The sequence below is a fragment of the Methylobacillus flagellatus KT genome (assembly GCF_000013705.1).
Lineage (GTDB): Bacteria > Pseudomonadota > Gammaproteobacteria > Burkholderiales > Methylophilaceae > Methylobacillus > Methylobacillus flagellatus.
In genome coordinates this window covers 1,388,738-1,412,808 of record NC_007947.1, presented here as the reverse complement: position 1 = coordinate 1,412,808, position 24,071 = coordinate 1,388,738, and the positions used below count along the sequence as shown (strand labels likewise).

25 protein-coding genes and 1 tRNA gene are annotated in these 24,071 nt (G+C 53.9%); 10 read left to right on the top strand and 16 right to left on the bottom strand.

From position 1 onward, the window contains the following. Window position 1: 1 nt before the first annotated feature. From dnaB to rpsF, 5 genes are all read right to left on the bottom strand, one after another. Window positions 2-1,390, bottom strand: a complete 1,389-nt coding sequence (dnaB, locus tag MFLA_RS06800) for a replicative DNA helicase (RefSeq protein ID WP_011479552.1) — start codon at window positions 1,388-1,390, stop codon at window positions 2-4. 123 nt (window positions 1,391-1,513) lie between these two features. Then, window positions 1,514-1,960 carry a 50S ribosomal protein L9 gene (gene rplI, locus MFLA_RS06795; protein ID WP_011479551.1) on the bottom strand — a complete coding sequence of 149 codons (447 nt, stop codon included), beginning with the start codon at window positions 1,958-1,960 and terminating at the stop codon, window positions 1,514-1,516. Window positions 1,961-1,971: 11 nt separating this feature from the next. Further along, window positions 1,972-2,199, bottom strand: a complete 228-nt coding sequence (gene rpsR, locus MFLA_RS06790) for a 30S ribosomal protein S18 (protein ID WP_011479550.1) — start codon at window positions 2,197-2,199, stop codon at window positions 1,972-1,974. Window positions 2,200-2,211: 12 nt separating this feature from the next. Next, window positions 2,212-2,505, bottom strand: coding sequence for a primosomal replication protein N (gene priB / locus MFLA_RS06785; RefSeq protein ID WP_048811608.1), 294 nt, complete (start codon window positions 2,503-2,505; stop codon window positions 2,212-2,214). A 9-nt stretch (window positions 2,506-2,514) separates the two neighbouring features. Beyond that, window positions 2,515-2,910 carry a 30S ribosomal protein S6 gene (gene rpsF / locus MFLA_RS06780; protein ID WP_011479548.1) on the bottom strand — a complete coding sequence of 132 codons (396 nt, stop codon included), beginning with the start codon at window positions 2,908-2,910 and terminating at the stop codon, window positions 2,515-2,517. Between the two features lie 304 nt (window positions 2,911-3,214). Here rpsF and pgi point away from each other — a divergent pair, with 304 nt between their 5' ends. After that, on the top strand, window positions 3,215-4,882 hold the full coding sequence (gene pgi, locus MFLA_RS06775; protein ID WP_048811607.1) for a glucose-6-phosphate isomerase: 1,668 nt from the start codon (window positions 3,215-3,217) through the stop codon (window positions 4,880-4,882). Between the two features lie 87 nt (window positions 4,883-4,969). Here the strand turns inward: pgi and MFLA_RS06770 are convergent, their stop codons facing one another. The 3 genes from MFLA_RS06770 to MFLA_RS06760 all read right to left on the bottom strand — a co-directional run bounded on the left by MFLA_RS06770 (window position 4,970) and on the right by MFLA_RS06760 (window position 7,862). Continuing rightward, window positions 4,970-5,908, bottom strand: a complete 939-nt coding sequence (locus MFLA_RS06770; RefSeq protein WP_011479546.1) for a S49 family peptidase — start codon at window positions 5,906-5,908, stop codon at window positions 4,970-4,972. Window positions 5,909-6,232: 324 nt separating this feature from the next. Next, complete coding sequence (locus MFLA_RS06765; RefSeq protein ID WP_011479545.1) at window positions 6,233-6,889, bottom strand: HAD-IIIA family hydrolase; 657 nt, start codon at window positions 6,887-6,889, stop codon at window positions 6,233-6,235. After that, window positions 6,882-7,862 carry an RluA family pseudouridine synthase gene (locus MFLA_RS06760; protein WP_011479544.1) on the bottom strand — a complete coding sequence of 327 codons (981 nt, stop codon included), beginning with the start codon at window positions 7,860-7,862 and terminating at the stop codon, window positions 6,882-6,884. Before MFLA_RS06760 ends, MFLA_RS06765 begins: the two co-directional genes overlap by 8 nt. A 597-nt stretch (window positions 7,863-8,459) precedes the next feature. Here MFLA_RS06760 and MFLA_RS06755 point away from each other — a divergent pair. Beyond that, entirely contained in the window at window positions 8,460-11,174 is a 2,715-nt protein-coding gene (locus tag MFLA_RS06755) for an Rne/Rng family ribonuclease (RefSeq protein ID WP_011479543.1), read from the top strand. A gap of 121 nt (window positions 11,175-11,295) precedes the next feature. Here the strand turns inward: MFLA_RS06755 and uvrB are convergent, their stop codons facing one another. Next, window positions 11,296-13,335 (bottom strand): excinuclease ABC subunit UvrB, encoded by a 2,040-nt coding sequence (gene uvrB / locus MFLA_RS06750; RefSeq protein WP_011479542.1) that lies wholly within the window; start codon window positions 13,333-13,335, stop codon window positions 11,296-11,298. Window positions 13,336-13,647: 312 nt separating this feature from the next. Between uvrB and MFLA_RS06745 the strand changes: the two genes are divergently transcribed. Together MFLA_RS06745 and MFLA_RS06740 are read left to right on the top strand one after the other, a co-directional pair. Continuing rightward, a complete protein-coding gene (locus MFLA_RS06745; protein WP_011479541.1) occupies window positions 13,648-14,844 on the top strand; it encodes a pyridoxal phosphate-dependent aminotransferase in 1,197 nt (398 codons plus the stop codon). Between the two features lie 174 nt (window positions 14,845-15,018). Then, entirely contained in the window at window positions 15,019-15,969 is a 951-nt protein-coding gene (locus MFLA_RS06740; RefSeq protein ID WP_011479540.1) for a hypothetical protein, read from the top strand. A 22-nt stretch (window positions 15,970-15,991) separates the two neighbouring features. On the opposite strand, the gene MFLA_RS06735 is transcribed toward MFLA_RS06740, so the two are convergent. Then, the gene (locus tag MFLA_RS06735; RefSeq protein WP_011479539.1) at window positions 15,992-16,489 is read right to left on the bottom strand and encodes a DUF2059 domain-containing protein; all 498 of its coding nucleotides are present in this window, start codon (window positions 16,487-16,489) and stop codon (window positions 15,992-15,994) included. A gap of 118 nt (window positions 16,490-16,607) precedes the next feature. After that, window positions 16,608-17,021, bottom strand: coding sequence for a hypothetical protein (locus MFLA_RS06730; RefSeq protein WP_195742110.1), 414 nt, complete (start codon window positions 17,019-17,021; stop codon window positions 16,608-16,610). A 339-nt stretch (window positions 17,022-17,360) separates the two neighbouring features. Between MFLA_RS06730 and MFLA_RS06725 the strand changes: the two genes are divergently transcribed. Both MFLA_RS06725 and MFLA_RS06720 read left to right on the top strand, forming a co-directional pair. Further along, window positions 17,361-18,146, top strand: a complete 786-nt coding sequence (locus MFLA_RS06725; RefSeq protein ID WP_011479537.1) for a MipA/OmpV family protein — start codon at window positions 17,361-17,363, stop codon at window positions 18,144-18,146. Between the two features lie 268 nt (window positions 18,147-18,414). After that, window positions 18,415-18,500 (top strand) — tRNA-Leu (locus MFLA_RS06720). A 52-nt stretch (window positions 18,501-18,552) separates the two neighbouring features. Here MFLA_RS06720 and MFLA_RS14870 read toward each other — a convergent pair. Next, window positions 18,553-18,918, bottom strand: a complete 366-nt coding sequence (locus MFLA_RS14870; protein WP_011479536.1) for a tyrosine-type recombinase/integrase — start codon at window positions 18,916-18,918, stop codon at window positions 18,553-18,555. Window positions 18,919-19,023: 105 nt separating this feature from the next. Continuing rightward, window positions 19,024-19,542: a phage integrase gene (locus MFLA_RS14865; RefSeq protein WP_011479535.1), complete on the bottom strand. Its 519-nt coding sequence runs from the start codon at window positions 19,540-19,542 to the stop codon at window positions 19,024-19,026. 283 nt (window positions 19,543-19,825) lie between these two features. On the opposite strand from MFLA_RS14865, the gene MFLA_RS06710 reads away from it, so the two are divergent. Both MFLA_RS06710 and MFLA_RS06705 read left to right on the top strand, forming a co-directional pair. Next, a complete protein-coding gene (locus MFLA_RS06710; protein ID WP_195742109.1) occupies window positions 19,826-20,056 on the top strand; it encodes a DUF4258 domain-containing protein in 231 nt (76 codons plus the stop codon). 9 nt (window positions 20,057-20,065) lie between these two features. Further along, entirely contained in the window at window positions 20,066-20,248 is a 183-nt protein-coding gene (locus MFLA_RS06705) for a DUF2283 domain-containing protein (RefSeq protein ID WP_011479534.1), read from the top strand. 327 nt (window positions 20,249-20,575) lie between these two features. On the opposite strand, the gene MFLA_RS14510 is transcribed toward MFLA_RS06705, so the two are convergent. Beyond that, window positions 20,576-20,833, bottom strand: a complete 258-nt coding sequence (locus MFLA_RS14510; protein ID WP_195742152.1) for a hypothetical protein — start codon at window positions 20,831-20,833, stop codon at window positions 20,576-20,578. 60 nt (window positions 20,834-20,893) lie between these two features. Here MFLA_RS14510 and MFLA_RS06700 point away from each other — a divergent pair, with 60 nt between their 5' ends. Both MFLA_RS06700 and MFLA_RS06695 read left to right on the top strand, forming a co-directional pair. Next, on the top strand, window positions 20,894-21,202 hold the full coding sequence (locus tag MFLA_RS06700) for a DUF1153 domain-containing protein (RefSeq protein WP_011479532.1): 309 nt from the start codon (window positions 20,894-20,896) through the stop codon (window positions 21,200-21,202). An 11-nt stretch (window positions 21,203-21,213) separates the two neighbouring features. After that, on the top strand, window positions 21,214-22,026 hold the full coding sequence (locus tag MFLA_RS06695; protein WP_011479531.1) for an IS3 family transposase: 813 nt from the start codon (window positions 21,214-21,216) through the stop codon (window positions 22,024-22,026). 14 nt (window positions 22,027-22,040) lie between these two features. On the opposite strand, the gene MFLA_RS06690 is transcribed toward MFLA_RS06695, so the two are convergent. Together MFLA_RS06690 and MFLA_RS06685 are read right to left on the bottom strand one after the other, a co-directional pair. Beyond that, window positions 22,041-23,399, bottom strand: a complete 1,359-nt coding sequence (locus MFLA_RS06690) for a sensor histidine kinase (RefSeq protein ID WP_011479530.1) — start codon at window positions 23,397-23,399, stop codon at window positions 22,041-22,043. Next, complete coding sequence (locus MFLA_RS06685) at window positions 23,396-24,067, bottom strand: response regulator (RefSeq protein ID WP_011479529.1); 672 nt, start codon at window positions 24,065-24,067, stop codon at window positions 23,396-23,398. The genes MFLA_RS06690 and MFLA_RS06685 overlap by 4 nt, the downstream gene beginning before the upstream one ends. Window positions 24,068-24,071: the final 4 nt, after the last annotated feature.

Genomic DNA, 24,071 nt, shown 5'->3' with positions numbered 1-24,071 from the left:
CCTACTCGCCATAATTATCTTGATACTGCCCCACGAAATTCTCGAAGCGGGTGTTTTCGCCAAGGAAGGTCAGACGCACGCGGCCGATCGGACCGTTACGCTGCTTGGCGATGATGATCTCGGCGGTGCCCTTGTCCGGGCTATCCGGGTTGTAGACCTGATCGCGATAGATGAACAGGATCAAGTCGGCATCCTGCTCGATCGCGCCAGACTCGCGCAAGTCCGACATGACCGGTCGCTTGTCTGGCCGCTGCTCCACACTGCGGTTGAGCTGGGATAACGCGATCAGGGGCACGTCCAGTTCTTTCGCCAGGGCTTTGAGCGAGCGCGAGATTTCGGAAATTTCCGTGGCGCGGTTCTCGCTCCTGCCGCCGCCGGATGAGGCACCTGTCATCAGCTGCAGATAGTCGATCACGATCAGGCCAAGCTTGCCGACCTGCCGATGCAGGCGTCGCGCTCGCGCGCGCACTTCGAATGAACTCAGGCCAGCGCCCTCATCGATGTAGATGGGCGCTTCGTTGAGCTTGCCCAGCGCCGTCGTCAGGCGCACCCAGTCTTCATCCTCCAGGTTACCGTTGCGCATGCGATGCTGATCAAGCTTGCCAACGGAGCCGATCATCCGGGTCACCAACTGTGTCGCCCCCATTTCCATGGAAAAGACAGCGACGGGCAATCCAGTGTCCAGGGCGACATTCTCGGCGATATTGAGCGAGAACGAGGTCTTGCCCATGGAAGGACGGCCTGCGACGATAATCAAGTCTCCGGGCTGCATGCCAGAAGTCATCGCATCCAGGTCAGTAAACCCAGTCGGTATACCGGTGACATCGGTATGATTGTCGCGTTGATAAAGATAGTCGATACGGTCGGCCACCTGCGGTAACAGGGTCTTCATATCGAGAAAGCCCTGGGTCGAGCGCTTGCCACCTTCCGCGATCTGGAAAATCTTGGCTTCTGCTTCATCCAGCAGCTGCTGGGCATCTCGGCCCAACGGATTATAGGCACTCTCCGCAATGCTGGAACCCACCTCGACCAGTTTGCGCATCACAGAGCGCTCACGCACAATTTCCGCATAGCGGCGGATGTTGGCTGCAGTCGGGGTATTCTGGGCCAATGCAGCGAGGTATGCGAGCCCGCCGACACTGGACAGCTCAGCCGAATTCTCCAGCGACTCGGCCACGGTCACGATATCGGCGGGCTTGCTGCGCTCGAACAGGCGGCTGATGTGCTGGAAGATCAGTTTGTGATCATGCCGGTAGAAATCGTCGGCGCCGAGGATATCGGCAATGCGGTCCATCGCCTCATTTTCAAGCAGCAGGCCGCCCAATACTGATTGCTCTGCCTCTACGGAATGCGGGGGAAGTTTCAGGGATTCTAGTGTGTCGTCAGCCATGGCGCATTATAACAATTAGGCTTGCGGGTTGGTTGCCCGTTCTCGGCAATATGCGCTGGAATCTTCAAAACAAAAGGGCTGCCGATGGCAGCCCTTTCGATGGCTTGAAAGCCGGATGCAGTATTACTCGCCGAGCACGGAAACAGTGATCTCGACAACAACATCGTGGTGCAGCGCAATGTGAACCTGGTAGTCGCCAATCGCCTTGAGCGGACCTTCTGGCAAGCGCACTTCGGATTTAGAAACTTCGAAGCCCTGAGCAGTCAGCGCTTCAGCGATATCGCCATTGGTCACAGACCCGAACAAGCGGCCGTCGACGCCAGCCTTCTGAGTCACTTGCAGCATGAAGCCAGCCAGCTTCTCGCCACGCTTTTGCGCGGCAGCCAGCTGCTCGGCCTGCTGTTTTTCCAGTTCGGCGCGGCGTGCCTCGAACTCTGCCTTGTTGGCTTCTGTCGCACGTTTTGCCTTGCCTTGAGGTATCAGGAAGTTGCGGCCATAGCCGTCCTTTACCTTGACGATGTCGCCGAGATTGCCCAGGTTAACTACTTTTTCCAACAAAATAACTTGCATGGCGTCACCTCTTAGTGCTTGTCAGTGTATGGCAGGAGGGCAAGGAAGCGGGCGCGCTTCACTGCAGTCGTCAGCTGACGCTGATACTTGGCCTTGGTGCCAGTAATACGGGCTGGGATGATCTTGCCGTTTTCGTTGATGAAGTCCTTCAGCAGATCAACATCCTTGTAATCCACTTGCTTGATGCCCTCTGCCGAGAAGCGGCAGTAGCGGCGGCGTTTGAACATGTCACGTGCCATGATGAAAACCTTTCAGATAATTCTTTCCAATGTTTGTATATGCAATACCAGCTGCGAACTCTTGAGGCTGCGCTTTGCGAGAAACCCGGTCACTTTCACACTCGACCCCTCGCTGATGTTTTGCGCTTCCAGTGCCAGTGGCCCCATCGCCATGCTTGACACGTCGCATTCAACCTTGCGCTTCATTCCCGCCTCGACCTGTTCAGACACATGCTTCAGGACGAAGCTCGATACTGGTATTCCTGCCGGGGTGTAGCGCAGTTCCGCCAATTGCGTGAACTCGCCGTCCAACTCCAGCCTGTTCAAGCTCACTATTTAAGCGGTGGCCTGCTCTGTTGCGGGCGCAGGTGCAGGTGCAGCAGCCTCGTCCTTGGCCAGCAATGACTTGGACTTCTCTTCCTTCATCATTGGGGATGGCGCAGTCACAGCTTCGTCGGTATTCAGGGTCAGGTGACGCAATACTGCATCGTTGAACTTGAATGCATGCTCTAGTTCGTTCAATACTTCCTGGCTGACTTCGATATTCATCAGCACGTAATGTGCCTTGTGGATTTTCTGGATTGGGTAAGCCAGCTGGCGGCGGCCCCAGTCTTCCAGGCGATGGATGGTACCGCCATTCGAAGTCACGAGCGTACGGTAACGCTCGATCATGGCAGGTACTTGCTCGCTCTGGTCCGGATGGACAATGAAAACGATCTCATAATGTCGCATAGAATCTCCTTTTGGATTGATAGCCTCCCGCATGCGCAACGGTGAGGCAAGGTGGAAAACCGGCGACTATAGCCTAAAAACGTCAATGAATCAATCACAACCTACACCGCCTCGGGCATCCTGAGGAAAGTGCTGAATACTAAAATTGTCTATTTACTCAGAATTGAATAGAATCGTCAGGATTGAACTTGGTCATACATATACGTCAAGCTGCATCGGATGAGATGCCAGCTCAACACCAAGCCTCGCAAACAGACAGATGGCCAAACCACTTTAAAGACTACCAATAACCACATAACCCGCAATGACAAATCCAACAAACTGTCCGATCTGGCATGATCTCAGTGCCCATTATCAAGAAGTCCTCCCCCTGCAGATGCGGGACATGTTTACCAAGGATGGGCGCAGATTCGAAAAGTTCTCCCTGGAAGCGGAAGGCCTGTTGCTGGACTACTCCAAGCACCGCATCACGGATGAAACCCTGCCGCTACTGTTCAAGCTCGCGCGCGACTCCAAGGTCGAGGAATGGCGTGACCGCATGTTCGCGGGCGAGAAGATCAACTTTACGGAAAACCGTGCTGTACTACATACCGCCTTGCGCAACCGTAGCAATACGCCCGTATATGTGGATGGCAAGGATGTCATGCCCGACGTCAACCGCGTACTGGCCCAGATGCGTAAATTCAGCACCAGCATCCGCTCTGGGGAATGGAAAGGCTACTCAGGCAAGCGCATTACCGATGTCGTCAACATCGGCATCGGCGGCTCGGACCTCGGCCCAGTCATGGTGTGCGGGGCGCTCAAGCCTTATGCCCAGGCTGGGCTGAACGCGCATTTCGTGTCCAATATCGACGGCACCCACCTCGCCCAGACCTTGGAACGCTGCGATCCGGAAACCACTTTGTTCATCGTCGCTTCCAAGACTTTCACCACCCAGGAGACCATGACCAATGCGCGCTCTGCCCGCAGCTGGTTCCTGCAGGCAGCCAAGGATGAGGCGCACGTTGCAAAACACTTCGTCGCGATTTCCACCAATGCGGACGAAGTCGGCAAGTTCGGCATCGATGCCGCCAATATGTTCGAATTCTGGGATTGGGTAGGCGGGCGCTATTCCCTATGGTCCGCAATCGGCCTCTCGATTGCCATCTACATCGGCATGGATCATTTCGAGGAGTTGCTGCAAGGCGGCTACGAAATCGACCGGCATTTCAAGAATGCGCCGCTGGAGCAGAACATTCCCGTGATCATGGCGCTGCTGGGCATCTGGTACAACAATTTCTTCGGTGCAGACAGCCTCGCCATCCTGCCTTACGACCAGGGGCTTGCCCGCTTCCCTGCCTACCTGCAGCAAGCCGATATGGAAAGTAACGGCAAGTTTGTCGCCCGAGACGGCCGCATTGTGCAATGCACCACCGGCCCCATCATCTGGGGCGAGGCTGGCACCAACGGCCAGCATGCGTTCTACCAACTGATCCACCAGGGCAACCGTCTGATCCCCTGCGATTTCATGATGCCACTGCAGAGCCACTACAGCATGGGCAAAAATGGCAATGAACACCACCTCATCCTGCTGGCCAATTGCTTCGCGCAAACCAGCGCGCTCATGCAGGGCAAGACACTGGATGAAGCCAAGGCCGAACTGGTTGCGCAAGGATTGACTGGTGAAGCGCTGGAAACCCTGCTGCCGCACAAAGTCTTTGAGGGAAACCGCCCAAGCACCACCATCCTGTTCGACAAGCTGACGCCAAAGACCCTGGGCAAGCTGATCGCGATCTACGAACACAAGATATTCGTGCAAGGCATCATCTGGAACATCAACTCCTTTGACCAATGGGGCGTAGAATACGGCAAGCAAATTGCCAAGAAAATCCTGCCTCAGCTGAGCGAAGATCAGGCATCGACTGAGTACGACAGCTCGACCAATGGCCTGATGAATTACTTCAAATCGCGGACACAATCCTCGGGCACCTAAACAAGCCCACCGTCCAAGACAATAGAAATTAAGAAAGCCACGAAATATCGTGGCTTTCTTATTGATTGAGCACCGCTACGCGTGCAGTTATTCCAAACCGAACTTCCTGCCAAGCACACTCGCACTCACGCTTGCCCCTAGGCGCTTGGCAAACCGGTCAGCCAACCCCTCCTTGGCAGTGAAGTCAACTAGGTTTTCTTGCTTGATCACTTCCCTCGCTACATAGTCAGAACTACCAAAGCCGTCGGCTAACCCCATGGCCACACTGCTTTCACCACTCCAGAACAAGCCGCTGAATGTTTCAGGCGTTTCCTTGAGACGCTTCCCGCGGCCTTCCCGCACTACGGCAATAAACTGGGCATGGATCTGGTCCAGCATCTGCTGAGCGAATTCCCTGTGCTTTGGACTGACAGGCGAAAATGGATCCAGCATCCCCTTATTCTCCCCTGCCGTCATCAGTCGCCGCTCTACGCCAACCTTGTCCATGGCACCCGTAAAACCGAACCCATCCATCAATACACCGATCGAGCCGACGATGCTGGCCTTGTCGACGAAAATCTTGTCCGCTGCCACTGCGATGTAATAGCCGCCAGATGCACATACATCCTGCACCACGGCATATATCGGGATATTAGGGTGCAGCTTGCGTTGGCGTTTGATCTCATCATTAATGATGCCGGCCTGGACCGGGCTGCCGCCAGGGCTGTTGATGCGCAGAATGATGCCCTTGGTTCCCTTACTTTCATATGCGGACTTCAGGCTTGCAATCACACTATCCGCATTCACCACATCATCGCTACCGATCACACCATCGATATCAATCAATGCCGTATGCTCCATCGAGGCAGATCGACCTTCATTCCACCCTGTGATGTAGAACAGGATAATGAACAGGTAAAGGAACCCAAGTGACTTGAAGAAAATACCCCATTGGCGCGAACGCCGTTGCTCCTTGACCGTAGCCAAGGCAAGCTGATGCAGTGTTTCACGCTCCCAGTTGGAGCCGTTAGGATAGTTGTCAGACATTCATTAAGCTTTCCAGGTTGATCAATATGTTGTGTTGTTGCTTTTCGACATGAACAGGCGCAAGCGCTATCCATGGCATGGCCTCGCTACACAAATTCCCTATGTCCGGCCGAAAACATGCGCAGCATGGTCAGCGCAGATCAGGTACTGCGCACTGACATCAGAAAACTGGTCATGGTTCCAGTTCGGCGCCAATGGGATATGCGCACGCTGGTTAGCATGGACATGGGCCTTTAGCGTTTAATCCAGGGACATGGGGCAGCCAAGTTCCGGCAGCTTGAAGTATGCCGCAGCCGCCATCTTCCAGATCAGCGCTCAGGCCAATCAGGCATTTTCCTGCAGCCACTGGCTGAGTGTAGCAAAATCATCGAAATGCGCCAGTGGAGAATGTGGGAGCAGACGTTCCAATGGATGGGCGCCATAGGTCACCCCCAGGCTGGATACCTTGGCATTTTGTGCCATCTGCAAATCGAAGCTGGTATCCCCGATCATCAATGTGCGTTCTGGCTCGACGCCAAACTCGCCCATGAGCTCGAGCAGCATCTGCGGATGTGGCTTGGAAGGACACTCGTCGACACAACGCGTGGCATGGATGAACTCTCCCAGGCCGCTATGGGCCAACGCATGATTCAATCCGCGACGCCCCTTGCCGGTGGCCACCCCTAGCATATAACCCTGCTCATTGAGCCTGCGCACAGTGTCGTACGCATGGTCGAACAACACGACGTCATCCTGGTGTGCGTTGTAATACATATTGTAGCGGGCTGCCATCTGCTGGATCTGCTCCTGCGTCATCACACCGAACAACTGCTCGATCGCCTCGCGCAGCCCCAAACCGATAATGCTGCTTGCCGCTTCCTGCCCAGGATCTTTCAGGCCGGTTTCCACGGCAGCCCTGCGAATGCTATCGACGATGATCTGTGTAGAGTCGGCCAGCGTGCCATCCCAGTCGAACACAATGAGGTCAAACCGCTTAGCCATGCTTGGACTCCACGCTCAGCATTTCAATAAATTTATTAAGCTCATCAGGTAAAGGTGCGATCAATTTCAATTTTTCTCCACTCACGGGATGTCGTAAATTCGTTTCCGCAGAATGCAGGAACATGCGTTTCAAACCACGCTTCTGCAAGGATTTGTTCAGGGCAAAGTCACCATACTTATCATCACCGGCAATCGGGAAACCCAGGTGCGACAATTGCACGCGCAATTGGTGGGTACGACCGGTGACAAGTTGGGCTTCCAACAAGGTGAACTCCCCCAAGGGCTTGCGCAGGTAGAAGATAGTGTCGGAATTCTGGCCGCCATCCTGCACGGCCACCCTGCGCTCCCCACTTGGCAGTACGAATTTATGCAGAGGCAACTTGACCCGGCGCTTCTGGTCGGTCCATTTGCCATGCACCAGCACCAGGTAGCGCTTGTCGGTCTGGTTGTTTCGGATGGCGTCATGCAGATTGACCAGCGCCACGCGTTTCTTGGCGAGCAGCAGCACGCCGGAGGTTTCGCGGTCCAGGCGGTGCACCAACTCGAGGAACTTGGCATGCGGACGTTCCAGGCGCAGTTGCTCGATCACCCCGCGGCTAATGCCGCTGCCGCCGTGCACGGCGAACCCAGCCGGCTTGTCGATGACCAGCAATGCCTCGTCCTCGAAAATAATGGCGCCCTCAAACCTGGAAGCCTGCGGCCTTGCGACCGATTCGGCTTGCGGCTGCGCCATACGCACCGGCGGCACGCGCACCTGGTCACCCAGATTGAGCTTACAGCTTGAATCCACGCGCTTACTGTTGACGCGAACTTCTCCGCTACGCAGAATGCGATAAATATGACTTTTAGGAACACCCTTGAGTATCTTTGCCAGAAAATTATCAACACGCTGGCCTTCACTAGCTTCATCAATGGTGAGCAGGTTGACGACGGCAGGGTTATATTGATTTCTTGTTTTGCTTAAATGAATCATCTCACCTATACTACGACCATCTTGAGGTCAATGCGCTAAGCGCTTCTTCAAGAATGACAACTGGAACAAAAAAATACCTTGGTTAACTCGCTCGCCAATCAACATCAAGTAGCGATTTGCAACAACTAAATAGATGCGCTCTAGCCGCCGCAGACCGATACAGCTCATGTGGCGCAACAGCCCAGGATATACTGAATAGATAGCATATTAGCCGATAATGACGGCTAATCCGAGACAGAAATAGACGTACCGGGGTTTAGACCCAATAGTTTACGAAAGCTTTCGTTAACAAATTCAAGCTGATACTGTGGCACAACAGTATTAGAAAATCTTTTTCCGGGTGGCCCAAGACGACACCTCAAAACTGCACTAAAAACGCATATAAGGAAAAAGCAGCCTGAAGGCAAAGAACTGCCTAGCTGAAAAATTGAGAAACTATTGCTTCGCGTTACCTCTTGCGGACTTTGATCTGCTCGTATCGTGTTGTTATCGCCTGCCTCATTGAGCAGGCGCATACATGGAAGTTTCAGTCATACCGCTGCTGCCCCAGAAGCCATGCACGGCCTGCTGCCCGCTTGAAGAGCGCGGGAGTACACAATGAAACGCATGCTATTTAATGCGACGCAATCAGAAGAACTACGCGTCGCAATCGTCGACGGACAGAAACTCATCGATCTTGATATCGAGTCCGCAGGCAAAGAACAACGCAAGAGCAACATCTACAAGGGTGTCATCACCCGTATAGAACCTTCTCTCGAAGCCGCTTTTGTCAATTACGGTACCGACCGCCATGGCTTTCTTCCCTTCAAGGAAATCGCCCGCAGTTACTTCCTGAACGATAGCGATGCAGGCCGCAGCCCACGCATCCAGGATGTGCTGAAGGAAGGCCAGGAGCTGATCGTGCAGGTAGACAAGGACGAGCGCGGCAACAAGGGAGCTGCGCTCACCACTTTTGTCTCGCTTGCTGGACGCTACCTGGTGCTGATGCCGAACAACCCTCGGGGTGGCGGTGTTTCCCGCCGTATCGAAGGTGAAGAGCGCAACGAGTTACGCGACACCATGGCGCAGCTGCAAGTCCCCAGCGGCATGAGCATCATTGCCCGTACCGCAGGGATTGGTCGCAGTGTGGAAGAACTGCAATGGGACCTCAACTATCTGCTGCAACTATGGACTGCCGTTGAAAGCGCCTCCACCATCCAGAGCGGCCCATTCCTGATCTACCAGGAAGGCAGCCTGGTCATTCGCGCGATCCGTGACTATTTCCAGCCGGATATCGGCGAGATTCTCATCGACACGCCCGACATCTATGAGCAAGCCGTGCAGTTCATGAACCACGTGATGCCGAACAATGTATCGCGCGTCAAGCTCTACCGTGATGAAATCCCGCTGTTTTCCCGCTTCCAGATCGAGCACCAGATCGAGTCCGCCTTTGCGCGCGAAGTGCGCTTGCCTTCCGGCGGCGCGATCGTCATTGACCATACCGAGGCCCTGGTATCCGTAGACGTCAACTCTGGCCGCTCCACCAAGGGCAGCGACATCGAGCAGACTGCATTCAACACCAACCTTGAAGCTGCGGACGAAGTCGCACGCCAACTGCGCCTGCGCGACTTGGGCGGCCTTGTCGTCATCGACTTTATCGACATGGAAAACCAGCGCAACCAGCGCGAAGTCGAAAACCGTCTACGTGAAGCGCTTCACCATGACCGCGCTCGTGTGCAGACCGGCAAGATCTCGCGCTTCGGCCTGCTTGAGCTTTCGCGCCAGCGCCTACGCCCCAGCCTCGGCGAAAGCAACCATATCCCTTGTCCGCGTTGCCATGGCACAGGCCATATTCGTGGCATAGAGTCGACCGCTTTGCATATCCTGCGTATCACGCAGGAAGAAGCCATGAAAGAGAACAGCGCCATCATTCAAGTGCAGCTTCCTGTCGAAGCAGCCACTTTCCTGCTCAACGAAAAGCGTTCGGAAATCCATAAGATCGAGCAGCGCATGGGCGTACAGGTAGTGCTGATTCCCAACATCCACATGGAGACTCCCAACTACAACATCCTGCGCATTCGCCATGATGATGTGGAAGAAACAGGCCGGGCCAGCTATGAAATGGTTGAGCTGCCGTCCGAGACTCTCGAGACGGCACTCGCCCAGGAACCAAAGCCTGCAAAAGCCGAAGCCGCCGTCAAGGGGATTACCCCAGCTTCTCCCGCACCCGCCGCAGCCAGGGAAAAAGAAAAACCCAGCAGCACATCCCTGCTCCATCGCTTCAAGTCTTGGCTAGCCAGCGTCGCTGCGCCCAAACCCGAAGTCAAGCCACAGGAAGAAACCCAGCAGCGCGACAGCAACCGGAACCCACGCCGCAACAACAGGCGTAACGAGCGTAGCGCCAGCGAACGAACCGGCAACGATCGACAGATGCAAAACGAGCAGCGTCAAGAGCAGCGCAAGGAACAACGGAGTCAACAGGAGCGCCGCCCGCAACAGGCAGAACAGCGCGCCGCTCAAGGCCGTCAAGAAAGAGCCGAGCGTCCGGAGCGCAACGAGCGCCAGCCCAAGGTGCAACAGCCGCAGCCCACCCCATCGCTGCAGTCTGAAACTCCTATAGAGGCCAACAGCGAACAACGTGGCAACCGCCGCGGACGCAACGGCCGCCGCGAGCGCCAGCCCCGCAGCGACAATGCAAACCGCGAAAACCGCCAGCAAGCAGCGGAAGAATTGCATGCCGCAGCCGCAGCACCTATTGCATCCGTTGAGGCAGCTGAGCGACCAGTGGAGGCCAAGACAGCCCCCACCACCCCGGAAGCAGCGCCCATCACCCAGGTGAAGGAAAACACCGAGACGGTCCATACTGCAACTGAAGCTGCGCCCCAAAAGGAAGCGCCTGCGCCCGCCATCAGGAAAGATGTGGTCGTGACTGAAGAAAGCCTGCCTGCCATTGATGCAACGGCAGTTAAGGAAACTCGGACCAAGGAAGAAAAATCAGCTCACTTGAGCGAGCCTTTAGCCGAGAGTCCTGCTGATACCAAGCAGGAAAAACCTCTTGAGGCGTTGGCGGATGAAGCGCCTACTGAAGCTGCGAAGCCTGAAAAGAAGCCCCGTGCACCTCGCCGCCGCAAGGTTGAAGCAGAGAAGCCGGCCGACTTGATGGATTCTGGCTTGCAACTGGTAGAAACCAAGGCCGAAGCCATTCAAGCAGTCATCGCTGTTGAGGAAGCGCCTGCGCCTCGCGCCCCTCGCAAACCTGCAGCCTGGCAACAAAAAGCGGCCAAGGAAGCCGCAGTCAGCGAAGAGCTGGTGATGGTGGAAACTCAGAAATAAGCTCAAGCAGCATTAAAAAAAAGCCCTGACTTATCAGGGCTTTTTCTTTTGAGGAACATACACTTTATTCCGAGGAACCCCAGCTTATGCCTTCAACATACGTAGGGGTTTGCCGCACGGTTCAATCCGCCAACTCATCCGTCACTTCCGCACCATAGAAATTATTCTTGAGCTTTCTCAGCTGATCGCGATACTCGGCAGCCTTTTCAAACTCCAGATTTTTTGCGCTCTCGTGCATGGCTTTCTCCAGACGCTTCATTTCCTTGACCAACTGCTTTTCGGTCATCTGGGCATAACTGGCCCGCTCTTCGGCCACCTTGCGGTCCCGCTGATGGTCTTCTTTACTGTAGACACCTTCAATGATGTCTTTGATACGCTTGTTGACGCCTTTAGGCGTAATGCCGTGCTCGGCGTTGAAAGCCATCTGCTTGGCACGACGGCGCTGGGTTTCGTCCATTGCCAGCTTCATGGATCGCGTCACCTTGTTGGCATAAAAGATGACCTTGCCATTGAGGTTGCGGGCCGCGCGCCCGGCAGTCTGGATCAATGACCGCTCTGAGCGCAGAAAGCCCTCTTTGTCAGCATCAAGCACTGCCACCAGCGATACTTCGGGAATATCCAGACCTTCGCGCAACAGGTTGATGCCCACCAGCACGTCAAACTCGCCCAGGCGCAGGTCGCGGATGATTTCCACGCGCTCTACTGTATCGATGTCGGAGTGCAGGTATCTTACCCGCACGCCATGTTCTGACAGGTAGTCCGTGAGATCTTCCGCCATACGTTTAGTAAGCGTCGTGGCCAATACGCGCTCGCCTGCTTCGACCCTGAGCTTGATTTCAGACAGCAAATCATCCACTTGTGTATCCGCAGGCTTGACGATGATTTCTGGATCGATCAGTCCTGTAGGCCGCACCACCTGTTCAACGATGCGCTGCTGGTGCGTGGCTTCATACTCTGCCGGTGTCGCACTCACGAAAATGCATTGCGGAATGATGCGCTCGAACTCTTCGAACTTGAGCGGCCGATTATCCATGGCCGACGGCAGGCGAAAGCCATAATCGACCAGGTTTTCCTTGCGCGCACGGTCACCTTTGTACATCCCACCAATCTGCGGCACAGTGACATGGCTCTCATCGATGATCATGAGCGCATTCTTGGGCAGGTAGTCGATCAATGTCGGCGGTGCATCGCCGGGCTGCCTGCCTGTCAAGTGCCGGCTGTAGTTCTCGATCCCCTTGCAGAAGCCGATTTCGTTGAGCATCTCCAAGTCGAAGCGCGTACGCTGTTCAATGCGTTGCGCCTCTACCAGCTTACCGGTCTTGATGTAGAAATCCACCCTCTCCCGCAACTCCTGCTTGATGGTTTCCATCGCGCGGATCGTGGCCTCGCGTGCCGTCACATAATGGCTCGACGGAAAGATGCGGAAATTGTGGATCTTGTTGAAAATCTGCCCGGTCAATGGATCGAACAAGGTAATGTTCTCAATCTCGTCGTCGAACAGGCTGATGCGCACTGCGGTTTCACTGTTTTCCGAAGGAAACACATCGAGCACATCGCCGCGGACACGGAATGTACCACGGGAAAAATCAAAGTCGTTGCGCTCATACTGCATGGCGATCAACTTGTTGACGATATCGCGCTGACTGATTTTCATGCCCAGATGGATATGCAGCACCATGCCATGATATTCACCAGGATCACCAATACCGTAAATCGCTGATACCGTGGCAACAATAATACTGTCTTCCCGCTCTAGCAAAGCCTTGGTGGCAGACAGCCGCATCTGCTCGATATGGTCGTTGATGCTGGAGTCCTTCTCGATGAACAAGTCACGCGAAGGCACATAGGCTTCCGGCTGGTAATAGTCATAGTATGAGACGAAGTACTCCACGGCATTCTGCGGAAAGAATTCCTTGAATTCCGAATACAGCTGAGCGGCCAATGTCTTGTTCGGCGCCATCACAATCGCAGGACGACCCGTGCGGGCAATGACATTCGCCATGGTATACGTCTTGCCGGAGCCCGTCACACCGAGCAATGTCTGGAACTTCAGTCCTTCGTTCACCCCAGCCGTCAACGCTTCGATTGCCGCCGGCTGGTCGCCTGCTGGAGGGAAAGGCTGGAAAAGCTTGTATTTGCTGTTGGGAAAAGTGACAATCACATCAATCACCAATGAGAATGAACTGAGATTCTAACAGGCCAACGGATTCTGCGCGCCTGTTGCCACAGATTCTTGTAAACCAGCCTGAAGCCTGGTGCCATCACACCCCAAAGAGCAGGACCAGAGCATTCAAGCGAACGGGTGATGCCACATCGATGGCACTCCATGATCGCGACCCCATGCTCGCCATATAACAAATTAGCGTGCATCCCGTCAAAATATCGTTAGGTTCCGTATTCCGCATTGCGGATAATATGAGTAAAATTAACGTTCTGCCATCGTCTTCATTATTTCTCTATAGGATTTCAGATCTTGGAACTCTCGCAGCGCGTTCAATCCATCAAAGAATCACCCACCCTGGCTGTTACTGCTCGAGCCGCAAAACTTAAGGCGGAGGGCCGCGACATCATCGGCCTGGGCGCAGGCGAACCGGATTTCGATACGCCACAACACATTAAGGACGCAGCTAAGCAAGCGATTGACCAAGGATTCACTAAATACACCCCCGTCGCTGGTATTCCTGGCCTGAAGAAAGCCATCGTGGCCAAGTTCAAGAAGGAGAACGGCTTCGATTACACGGAGAAGGAAGTCATCGTCGGCGTGGGCGGCAAGCAATGTATCTTTAACCTCGCGCTCGCCGTACTGAACCCGGGTGATGAAGTGATCGTACCTGCGCCCTACTGGGTGTCCTATGCCGATATCGCCCTGGTTGCGGGGGCTAAGCCTGTCATCATCGAATGTGGTATCGAGCAAGGTTTCAAACTCACAGCCGCGCAGCTCGAAGCCGCCATCACGCCGCAAACCAAGCTGTTCATGATCAACTCGCCCTCGAACCCGACCGGCGCGGTATACAGCCTTGAAGAGCTCAAGGCCCTGGGCGCGGTATTGAAGAAGCACCCACACATTCTGGTGGCTACCGACGATATGTATGAACACGTCAATCTCACCGGCGACAAGTTCTACAACATCCTCAATGCCGCGCCTGAACTCAAGGAGCGCTGCATCGTACTCAATGGCGTTTCCAAGGCCTACTCCATGACCGGCTGGCGCATCGGCTATGCCGCAGGCCCGGCCAAGATCATCAAGGCCATGGAAATCCTGCAGTCGCAATCCACCTCCAACCCGACCTCGATTTCCCAGGTGGCGGCCCAGGCGGCATTGGAAGGCCCGCAGGAGTGCATCACGCCGATGCTGGATGCTTTCCGCGAACGGCACGAGTTCGTCGTCAAGCGCTTCAATGAGATCAAGGGCCTGAAGTGTATCAAGGCGGGCGGCGCATTCTATGCCTTCCCCGATGCACGCGAAGCCATCCACAACCTGTTTGCCGCAGGCAAGATCAAGCAAGCCACCGACATGGCCCTATCCGAATACCTGCTCGAACAAGAAGGTGTTGCTGTGGTGCCAGGCTCCGCATTCGGTGCCGAGGGCTACTTCCGCATTTCCTTCGCCACCTCGATGGACAACCTCAAGAAGGCGCTGGAGCGTATCGAGCGCGCTCTGGCGAATTAATCGAACCTTAACCCGACCGCTCTTGATTCAAATAAAAAGCCTGCCGATGCAGGCTTTTTATTTGACCAGCCCACGGTCATTAGTACTATTGGGTAAACCCATTTCATCAAAACATCAACTCAGTGTAAAGTATCCAACTCTCAAGACAACCAAGATGATTTCGCCACCTTCCCGATGAAGCTTAACCTCTGGCTGCTCATGATCATGTTGCTTGGTAGGCGCGAACGCTCCTTCAACATCATCGCCACGACATCGCACTACGGCGTGCAAAAAATCCTGGCGGTGGATGGCAGCAATGTATATGGCCAGTCTCTCAATCCCGAGGGCGCACTTTCCCGCAATGTGATTGCCAGCCCGGTAGAGCGCTTCCCTTACCAGAATATTGTGGTCGAATACCGTTATACGGTCGCGGGAAACAACCGCTTCCGCCGCTATACTTCGCTGGGGCGGCTATTGCTGGCGCTTCCCTTCATCCTTACCCCGCTCCATCGATGGGGCGCCAATATCAAGCATTTCCTAGGCAATGTCTTCCTCAACCGCAGGCCGACGGAAACTCGTGAACGCTACGACCTGCTCAAGTACATCGTGGCACACAAAGCGGTCTCCGAAACCCCATTTACACTCAACGAACTCATGGCGGAAATGGTCGGCTACCTATGCTTCACGCAGGAAGACCGCAACTGGCACCTTCAGAAGATGAAATACCAGTTGGCATCCCTAGTGGAAACGCATGATTTGGAAATGACTGCCAAGGGTCAATATAAGGTCACAGGCCTGGCTTGGAAAAGCTTGAGCGATTTCCAGGAAGAAAACCGCAGGCATCGCGACAGCGCGCGCATCCAATGGATCATGGTCCTGCTGACGATGGCAATCGGCTTGTTTGCTCTTTCCAATACCGGCGCCGTACGGCTGCCATTATTAGTGGACCTGCAACATGAAACACGGCAGGCCAAAAATTTTGTGCAATCGCACTGGCAGTCCTTGCTGCAGCCAGACGAACCTCCCCTCGACGAGCACAAAGCCCTGGAAGCTATCATGATGCTGCGGACGGAGCCGCACATTGAACAAATCCACACCCTCCCTAAAGAAGAAAGTCACCTGCCACTACCGGAATCAGCGGATTGAGTCCATCCATCCGCTGTACCCGCTAATTTGCCTGCTTGATACGCTCCACCGCCTCTTGGGCAATTTTTTGGTATTGCGGAATGACCTTCTGGTTGAGCTCATTGGTCAACTTCATCGACTCAGCTGCCAGTTGTGGCATCTTCTGATTGATAGACTTTCCAGCAGGCGAACTGTAGAAGTTGATGGCGGCCTGCAGCTCATCCTGGGTGAATGTACGGCGGTACAAGGGCAGCACCAGCTTGATGATCGCGTCATAAGACAAGTTTTCCTGCTGTATCCTCACCACTTTCTCACTGGCCTCCTCCGCAATCTTTTTTTGCCTGTCGTTCAATTGCTGGTATTGCAGCGACTGCAGCAGGTTGTTGCGCAATGCCGTATCGGCATTGGCCCGCATAGTTTCCAGGGCACCCTTAACGTTGGACACCTCCATGAACTTGAAGATCAGCTCATCGGAAGGCGTAGCGGCATACGCATTACCTAGCATAGCCAGCATAGAGATGGCGAGCGTTTTCTTTAACATTTAAATCTCCTGACTGAATATATATGGTCAACCGTGACAACTTCCATCGCGAAACACAAGATTATCATTTTTTTCATTTGAAAACATTGCAGGGAAAGGAACCACAATGCCTTTTACATTACATGATACGGAATAATCGCAGCACATCCCCAGGTGGGCTGAAAATCTTGTATTCCTGGGAAATCCCGTTCGAAACATTGATCTCTACAGCACCCGGCCGACCCTGGCAAGAACCACGCCCAGTATCCACTTTGAGTACATGCTTGCCGTCGGTGAGGAAGAACGTCACATACTCCCCCGGCATGATGGTGAAAGAGCGAACATTATCGATATACAGCTCGTTCTCACAACCGATTCCGATCTCTTTAGGAGAAGGATCCCGGCGTACAGTGACATAGGCGCCTGTAAAGAATTTAGGATACGATGCATACACCCGATCTGGCGGCACGGGAGTGCTTGCAGTTCTCTGCAGCAAAGCCCCGGCACATGCACCCAATGAGAGCAAGAGCACTGACAATATGATTTTTTTCATGAAAACCGGACGGAGCATTATCTTCAAGAGACTTCCAATGACGGGCAAGGTTCAGGAAACTGCATAAGAGAATCGTGCTGGTCAGTGGTATCAAGGCTGAAGTGCGATCAGCACAATCTGGAGGGTTTAAAGAATTCCCAGCCGATAGCATCTCAAACTTCCGCTCTGCACCTACTACAATCTAGTCAATCTCCATGCACCTATCATTCATCACTTGCAATATGGTTGACAGACGGTGGGGCTATCCTGAATCATCTCACACACCCTGACCGAACATGATGGCCGAATCAAAACACAAGCACGCGCCTTATCCCTTAAACGAGAGAAGAAAGAAAATTGATGAATAAAATCAAATGCATGGTGGGATTGATTGCTGTGGCATTGACTAGCACAAACGTATTGGCCGAACCCAAGATTGACCGTCAAACCGAAACTGCCATGCCTCGTCAAAAAAACATGTATGGGATCGGGATCGGCATGATTCCTGAGGCATCTGGCTCCAAAAGCTTCCGGACACTGGTACTACCGGTCATCAATGCCAATTATGCTGACCGATTCTATATCAATGGCCTACAAGCCGGCGTTTGGCTTTTGGATTCCACAGATAAAAGACTCAGGTTTGGATTGTCAGCAGATGCCAGGTTTGGTTGGGATGCTGATGACAATAGCCGGACCAAAGGCATGCATGATCGCGACTTCTCGGTAGATGTCGGCCCGATCCTCCGCTGGCAAACAGACTACGGAACGATAAACGCGCAATGGGGGTTTGATGCCGGGAATGCAAGCAACGGGCAGAATATTCAGCTACAGTTCATTCGCAGCCTGTATCGATCCAGCCAACTCCGCATCAATGGGCTCGTTGGCATTCAATGGAACAACAAGAAGTTCAATGATTATTATTTTGGCGTAGACAATGATGAAGTCAGGCCCGGGCGCCATGCCTATCAAGCGAGCGCTGGAACTCAATACCAAATAGGGGTCAATGGCATTTACAGTGTAAAAGAAAATCAAGCCTTGTTCTTCGGCCTGATTATCAACCGCTTAGGCAATGAACAAGCGGATAGCCCCATTGTAGAAACGAGAGCGCAGCCACTTGGATTTATTGGTTATTCCATCGGCTTTTAACAGTATTACTTCACCAAGCAGATGCATTATCAATAAACTTACAATAGCGTTAAATTGAACCGTACTGGACTCACCATGGAATGATCTCCCCGCACTCGAGATCAGCAAATGCCCCGGTCAATTTCATTTTGCTCCACATCCATGTCGATGGCTAAATACTGCTGAACACAGCCCCCGTTCTAGGATTGATCATTTTCAGCTACTCAAGCATCGTTATCCGATGATAGAATACGCCCTCGCTCCGTTCGGTGCGATTCAAGCACTTCCTGCCCGGGTGGTGAAATTGGTAGACACAAGAGACTTAAAATCTCTCGCCCCTTGGGCGTGCCGGTTCGATTCCGGCCCCGGGCACCAAGAGAAATCAATCACTTAGGTTTTTCACTTCCTTCTGCACTTCCCCTTCGTGTCAATAAAGAGTCAATTTCGCCAGCGGGTTGAGGGTCTTTGCTTCTTGCAGGTGATCTGGTGCCATGTGTGCGTAGCGCATGGTCATGGTGAGTGTTGAGTGGCCAAGCAGGCGTTGCAATACGAGGATGTTGCCACCGTTCATCATGAAGTGGCTGGCGAAGGTATGGCGCAGCACGTGGGATAGTTGGCCTTGTGGGAGTTGGAGGTTGCTTTTTTCAACGGCGTGCCTGAATTGGTTGTAGGCTGGCTTGAAGAGGTTGCCGCCTAGTGTTTTTGGCTTGAGGTTTGCCAGTTCTGCATAGAGGGCTGCATCAATGGGAATTGAGCGGTTCTTGCCGGATTTTGTGCGGCTCAGGTGGATCATGCCGTCTTTGACCTGGGTGTTTTTGAGGCTTTCTGCTTCGCTCCATCTGGCTCCTGTTGAGAGGCATATTTTGATGATGAGGAGTGCGTCACCATTCAGGCAGGCCTATAGTTGCCTGATCTGGTCTTGGGTGAGGTAGGCAAGTTCTTTTTCTTCGATTTTGAATTGCCGGATTTTGGATAGCGGGTTTTCTTTGTTCCAGTAGCCTAGTCTTTTGAGTTCGTTGAATACGGCCCGCAGGTAGGCATAGTCACGGTTGATGAAATTGGCTGATATGCCCGCCTCAAGACGTCTTGCACGATATGCTGCAAATTGTTCTGCATTGAAGTCATCCACAAAGGGGTTGCCCAGGGCTTTGCAGATGTTCTTCAGTTTTGGGAGTGTATTCTTTGATTTGAGGTGCTGGCCGTGGTGTTCGTGCCAGAGGTCGACCAGGTCGCTGAGTCTGCGTTTGTCTTTTTTGGGTGGTTGCCATGCTGGGGTTTGGATGACTTGAGTTTTGACCCAGGCTTCCCAGGCCAAAGCTTCAGCTTTGGTGGGCAAGGTCTTGCGGAAGCGCTTCGCTCCTCGGCCACCGGGCTGGATATCGACGAGCCAGCCGGAAGGGGTTTTCTTGATGCTCATAGTTGAGGCATTCCCGAGGTTCGCGGGAACCACATGAAGAAATAAGCATCAAGGCCGCTCCTTAAACGGCTTCCTTCCCACTGCGTGGGCCCCTGCCATTTACCGCGCCGCTTCGCGGTTTCTGCCTTGATCCTTATTTCTCCATGTGTTGCTGGTCGGCCATGCCGTTTGGCACGGGCATCTGTGCCAAAACCGGGCACAGCAGCCCATACCAACGGCAGTCCTAAACGCGATGGCCAGGGTGATTTTTTGACAGGTAGTTTAAACAAGGTAAGATAGCCTTATGGAATACAGGTTAAGCGACCATGCGTTGAAGCGGATGGTGAAGCGCGGCGTGAAGGAGGAATGGGTTAGGGAGACGTTGGCCAACCCTGATGCGACGCGCAATGATGCAGATGACATTATGTTGGTTCATGCGGTCAAGGCTATTGCTGATCGGGGATTTAAGCAGTTGCGTGTCATCTATAACGAAACCACTGAGCCAGTGACGGTTGTCACGGTATTTTTTGAATAGGTGATGAATATGAAAATTGAGTTTGATCCGATTGCAGATGCCTTGTATATCGCGCTGAGCGAGAATGATGTGGAGCGTACCGAGGAGATCCGCCCAGGCGTGATCCTGGACTATGATGCCCTGGGCAACATTGTCGGTTTTGAGATGTTGTCGGTCAGTAAGCAGAGCGGGAAGCTGAAACACGCTGCCTGATGAATAAGCCCGGTTAAGCCGGGCTTTTTTATTGCCTAGGTATTGGGGAATGCCGAGGTTCCGCTTCACTACAGTTTTTCCAAACCTCAAATCGCCCAGATGTAGAATGCAGAAGGTCTTGTTGACAAAGGGTGTGTTATGCATGGGATTTTGATTGCTTACTTAGTATTGCTTTCTGTCGTCCTACTATCAGTTTCAATTAGCTATCTGAAAAAAGGCTTCAATAACAAAGAGGTGACGCTGACATCCAAAGACCTTATAAAACGAGGTTTTTTCATCTTTATTTCTATGGAACATGACATGGCCACTATGGCTAGCCTTATTGCATTACAATCGCTGAATCTGCATCACAAGCAGGATGTCGCTTTTCTCATCTGAATTGGTGTTAGCATTGAACAACCTTGGCAGGAAGCTCAAGCCCTGGCGCTGTTTGCTGAGCCAGGACTCATTCAAGACGCCGAGCAGGATCAATTCACCGCTCCTGGTATTCACTACCGTCTTGATTTCACGCTTTAACAGTGTTGGCGACTGATTCACACCTGTTGTCGTGGGCTGGAAGCTGGATATTTGTTGCGTAATGTCCAGCTGTAATGACGCATTGAAAACCTACACATGCTAAAGTCGCTTCAGAAATTGGAGTAAAGCATGACGCAAGAATCTGACATCAAGCGCTGGACAGCCAAACGCAAAGCGGAGCTGATCAAGCAGATCTACCGAGGGCAGACCACAGTGCCCGAGGCAGCGCGCCACTACGACCTCACCCAGCAAGAGATCGAGAAGTGGATGGATGATGCCGAAACTGGGATGGAAAACGCCCTGAAGGCCAATCCAAAGGATATTGCCGAGCAGTATGAAGCCCAGCTGCGCGAGCTCAGGAAAGCCTATGGCGAGGCGATGCTGGAGCTCAAGTTCCGAAAAAAGTTGCAGCGCCATCTCGACTCGACCGACGATTGATCGAGCAAACCATGAGTGAGATGGCGGCCGTTGGCGATGTGGTGACGGTGGTGCAGGCCTGTCGCTGGGCCGGTATCTCCCGCCGCAGTGATTACTATCGGTCTACTAAAACCAAACCCAGCATCAATGAGCATCTGGCTGCGCGGGTCAAACGTATCATCACCGACCTGCCGTATGCCGGCTACCGTACCGTTGCCTGGCTACTGGGCGAGAACAAGAACACTATCCAGCGCCTGTTCCTGCTCAAGGGCTGGCAGGTACGCAAACGTCGCAGCGGAGCCCGATCGCGGGTGCAGGCATTACCTTCGGTGGCCTCGCGTCCGAATGAGCGCTGGGCAACAGACATTGCACGGGTCTGGTGTGGTCCGGTTCATCGCTGGTGTGCCCTGACCATCGTCATGGACTGCCATACCCGCGAAGCATTGGGCTGGCGGTTGAGCCCCAGCGGCAACGCCAAAGCAGCTGAAGCGGCTCTGGAAGAAGCACTCATTAGCCGGTATGGCACGCTGGGTAGGGCTCGGGATCCGATCACTCTGCGTAGTGACAACGGCCTGGTATTTACCTCTCGGCACTACACCCGGACGGTGCACCAGTATGGTTTGAAACAGGAGTTCATTCGGCCCCATACCCCACAGCAGAACGGAATGGTCGAGCGGCTGATCCGAACTGTGAAAGAGCAGTGCATCTGGCTTCATCACTTCCAGTCACTGGATGAAGCCAGACAAACATTGAGGGCGTGGTTCAATTACTACAACGAGCAACGGCCTCATCAGGCACTGGAGATGAAAGCGCCCAGCACGGTTTATCAACAATTAGCGGCTTAAGTGTGCAATTTCCGCTAGGTCATTACAGGCAATTGAATGCGTACCAACAGTCCTTGGCCATGATGAACTGGCGTTTGTAGAGTGACCTGCCCGCCATGATGGCGCACGATTTCGCGGACTATGGATAGGCCCAGGCCGCAGCCTTCAGGGTCCTCATCCAGACGATAGAAGCGGTTGAAAACATTTTCATGCTGATCCTGTGGGATGCCGGGACCGTTGTCTTCCACTTCAATGACGACCTTTTGTTCCTGTTGCTTGCAGCGGATGGTGATGTTGCCGTGCATGGGTGTGTAACGCAAAGCGTTGTCGACCAGGTTGGCGAGCATTTCCTGGATTTGCCATAGACTGCCGCTGACTTTGGCGGGATACAGGTCGAAGCCCAAGTCTATGCTTTTCGCATCGGCACGCAACAGCCATTCCGTCGCCATGGCCTCGATCGCGTTGCTGATGTCCAGTTCGGCAAACTTGTTGACCTCGCCCTCTCCTTCCGCCCGCGCCAATGCCAATAGTTGGTTGGCCAGGCGCACGATGCGCCGAGTGCTGACCAGCATGCGTTCATGAGATTGCATCCTTTCCTCCGGACTTTGCTCGGATGCCAGTTCAAGCTGCATTTGCAACCCTGCCAGCGGTGTACGCAACTGGTGTGCGGCATTGGCCAGGAACTGGTTCTGCAGTTTCAGGGAGCGATCAAGCCGCGCAAGCAATGAGTTGAGGGCGACAATGATTTCGCGGACTTCTACCGGCGCCTTGCCTTCGTCCATGGGACTGAGGTCGGTTTCAGAGCGTGCGTTGATCTGGGCACGAATTTGTGCCAGCGGCTGCAGCCCTCGCCCCACCCCGACCCAAAGCACGACAATCGAGAAAACCGCAAAGACGAGCTCGGGCACGATCATGTGGATCAGAGTCTTTTGCACCAGGCGGTTGCGCTTGTAGGTGGTTTCTGCCAGGTAGAGCACAGCATCCAGCACCGGGCTCTTGATGGCAACGACCCGGATCGGGTCTCCCTGGTACTCGGCGTCGTAGAAGTAAGGCTTGTGGTCAGCTGAGGGCAGCTGTATAGGCAGGTCTGCCACGCCAGCAAGAAACTGGCCTTGCAGATCAAAGATGGCCGCCTTGGCCGCATCGTAGTTGTCCTGCTCGCTTCGCAGTAGGCTACGTTCGATCTGGGGGTAAGCCCCATGCCATTCTCCTGGATCATCCGGTAGCGAGCGCTCCAGGTTATAGGCCAGCTTGAGCAAGTGCTGGTCGTAGACTTCACGCGCAGGCTCCAAGGCCATGAAGTAATCTGTGAGAATCCCCACGGCCACCAGCGCAGTCAGCGCGACCAGCAGCCAGCGTAGCAGCTTGCGCCGCAAGCTGTTGGCAGCTTTCATGGCACCGGATCATCCAGCAGATAGCCGAAGCCACGGACCGTGCGAATATGAATGCCATGCGCATCCAGCTTGCTGCGTAGACGCGAGATATAGACTTCCACCGCGTTGAGGCTGATATCGGTTTTCCAGTCACACAGGGTTTCGATGATGGCTTCCTTGCGCACGACTTTGCCGAGGTTGCGCAACAGGTATACCAATACGTCCCACTCGCGGATCGAGAGCTCGATTGGCTCGCCATTGACGCTGGCGCGCTGGGCGCCGAGGTCCACCATCAGCTTGCCGCAGGCCAGGGTGTTGCGTTCGCTCAGGGTATGACGACGGAGCAAGGCACGGGTGCGCGCATGCAATTCGGCGAGTACAAAAGGTTTTAGCATGAAGTCATCTGCGCCCAGATCCAGTCCGTAAATACGGAAATCGACATCGTCACGCGCAGAAATGATGAGAACGGGAATGCTGTTGTTGTGCTTGCGCAGGCGACGCAACACCTCGAAGCCATCCATTCCCGGCAGGCCGATGTCGAGCAGCAACATATCGTAATGCCCAGCTTCCATCATGGCATTGGCCTTCGTGCCGGTTTCTGCCAGGTCCACGGCATAACCAGCCTTGGAAAGCGACTCGCAAGTGCCTTCGGCCAGGATGGCATCGTCCTCAACAACCAATATACGCATGGTC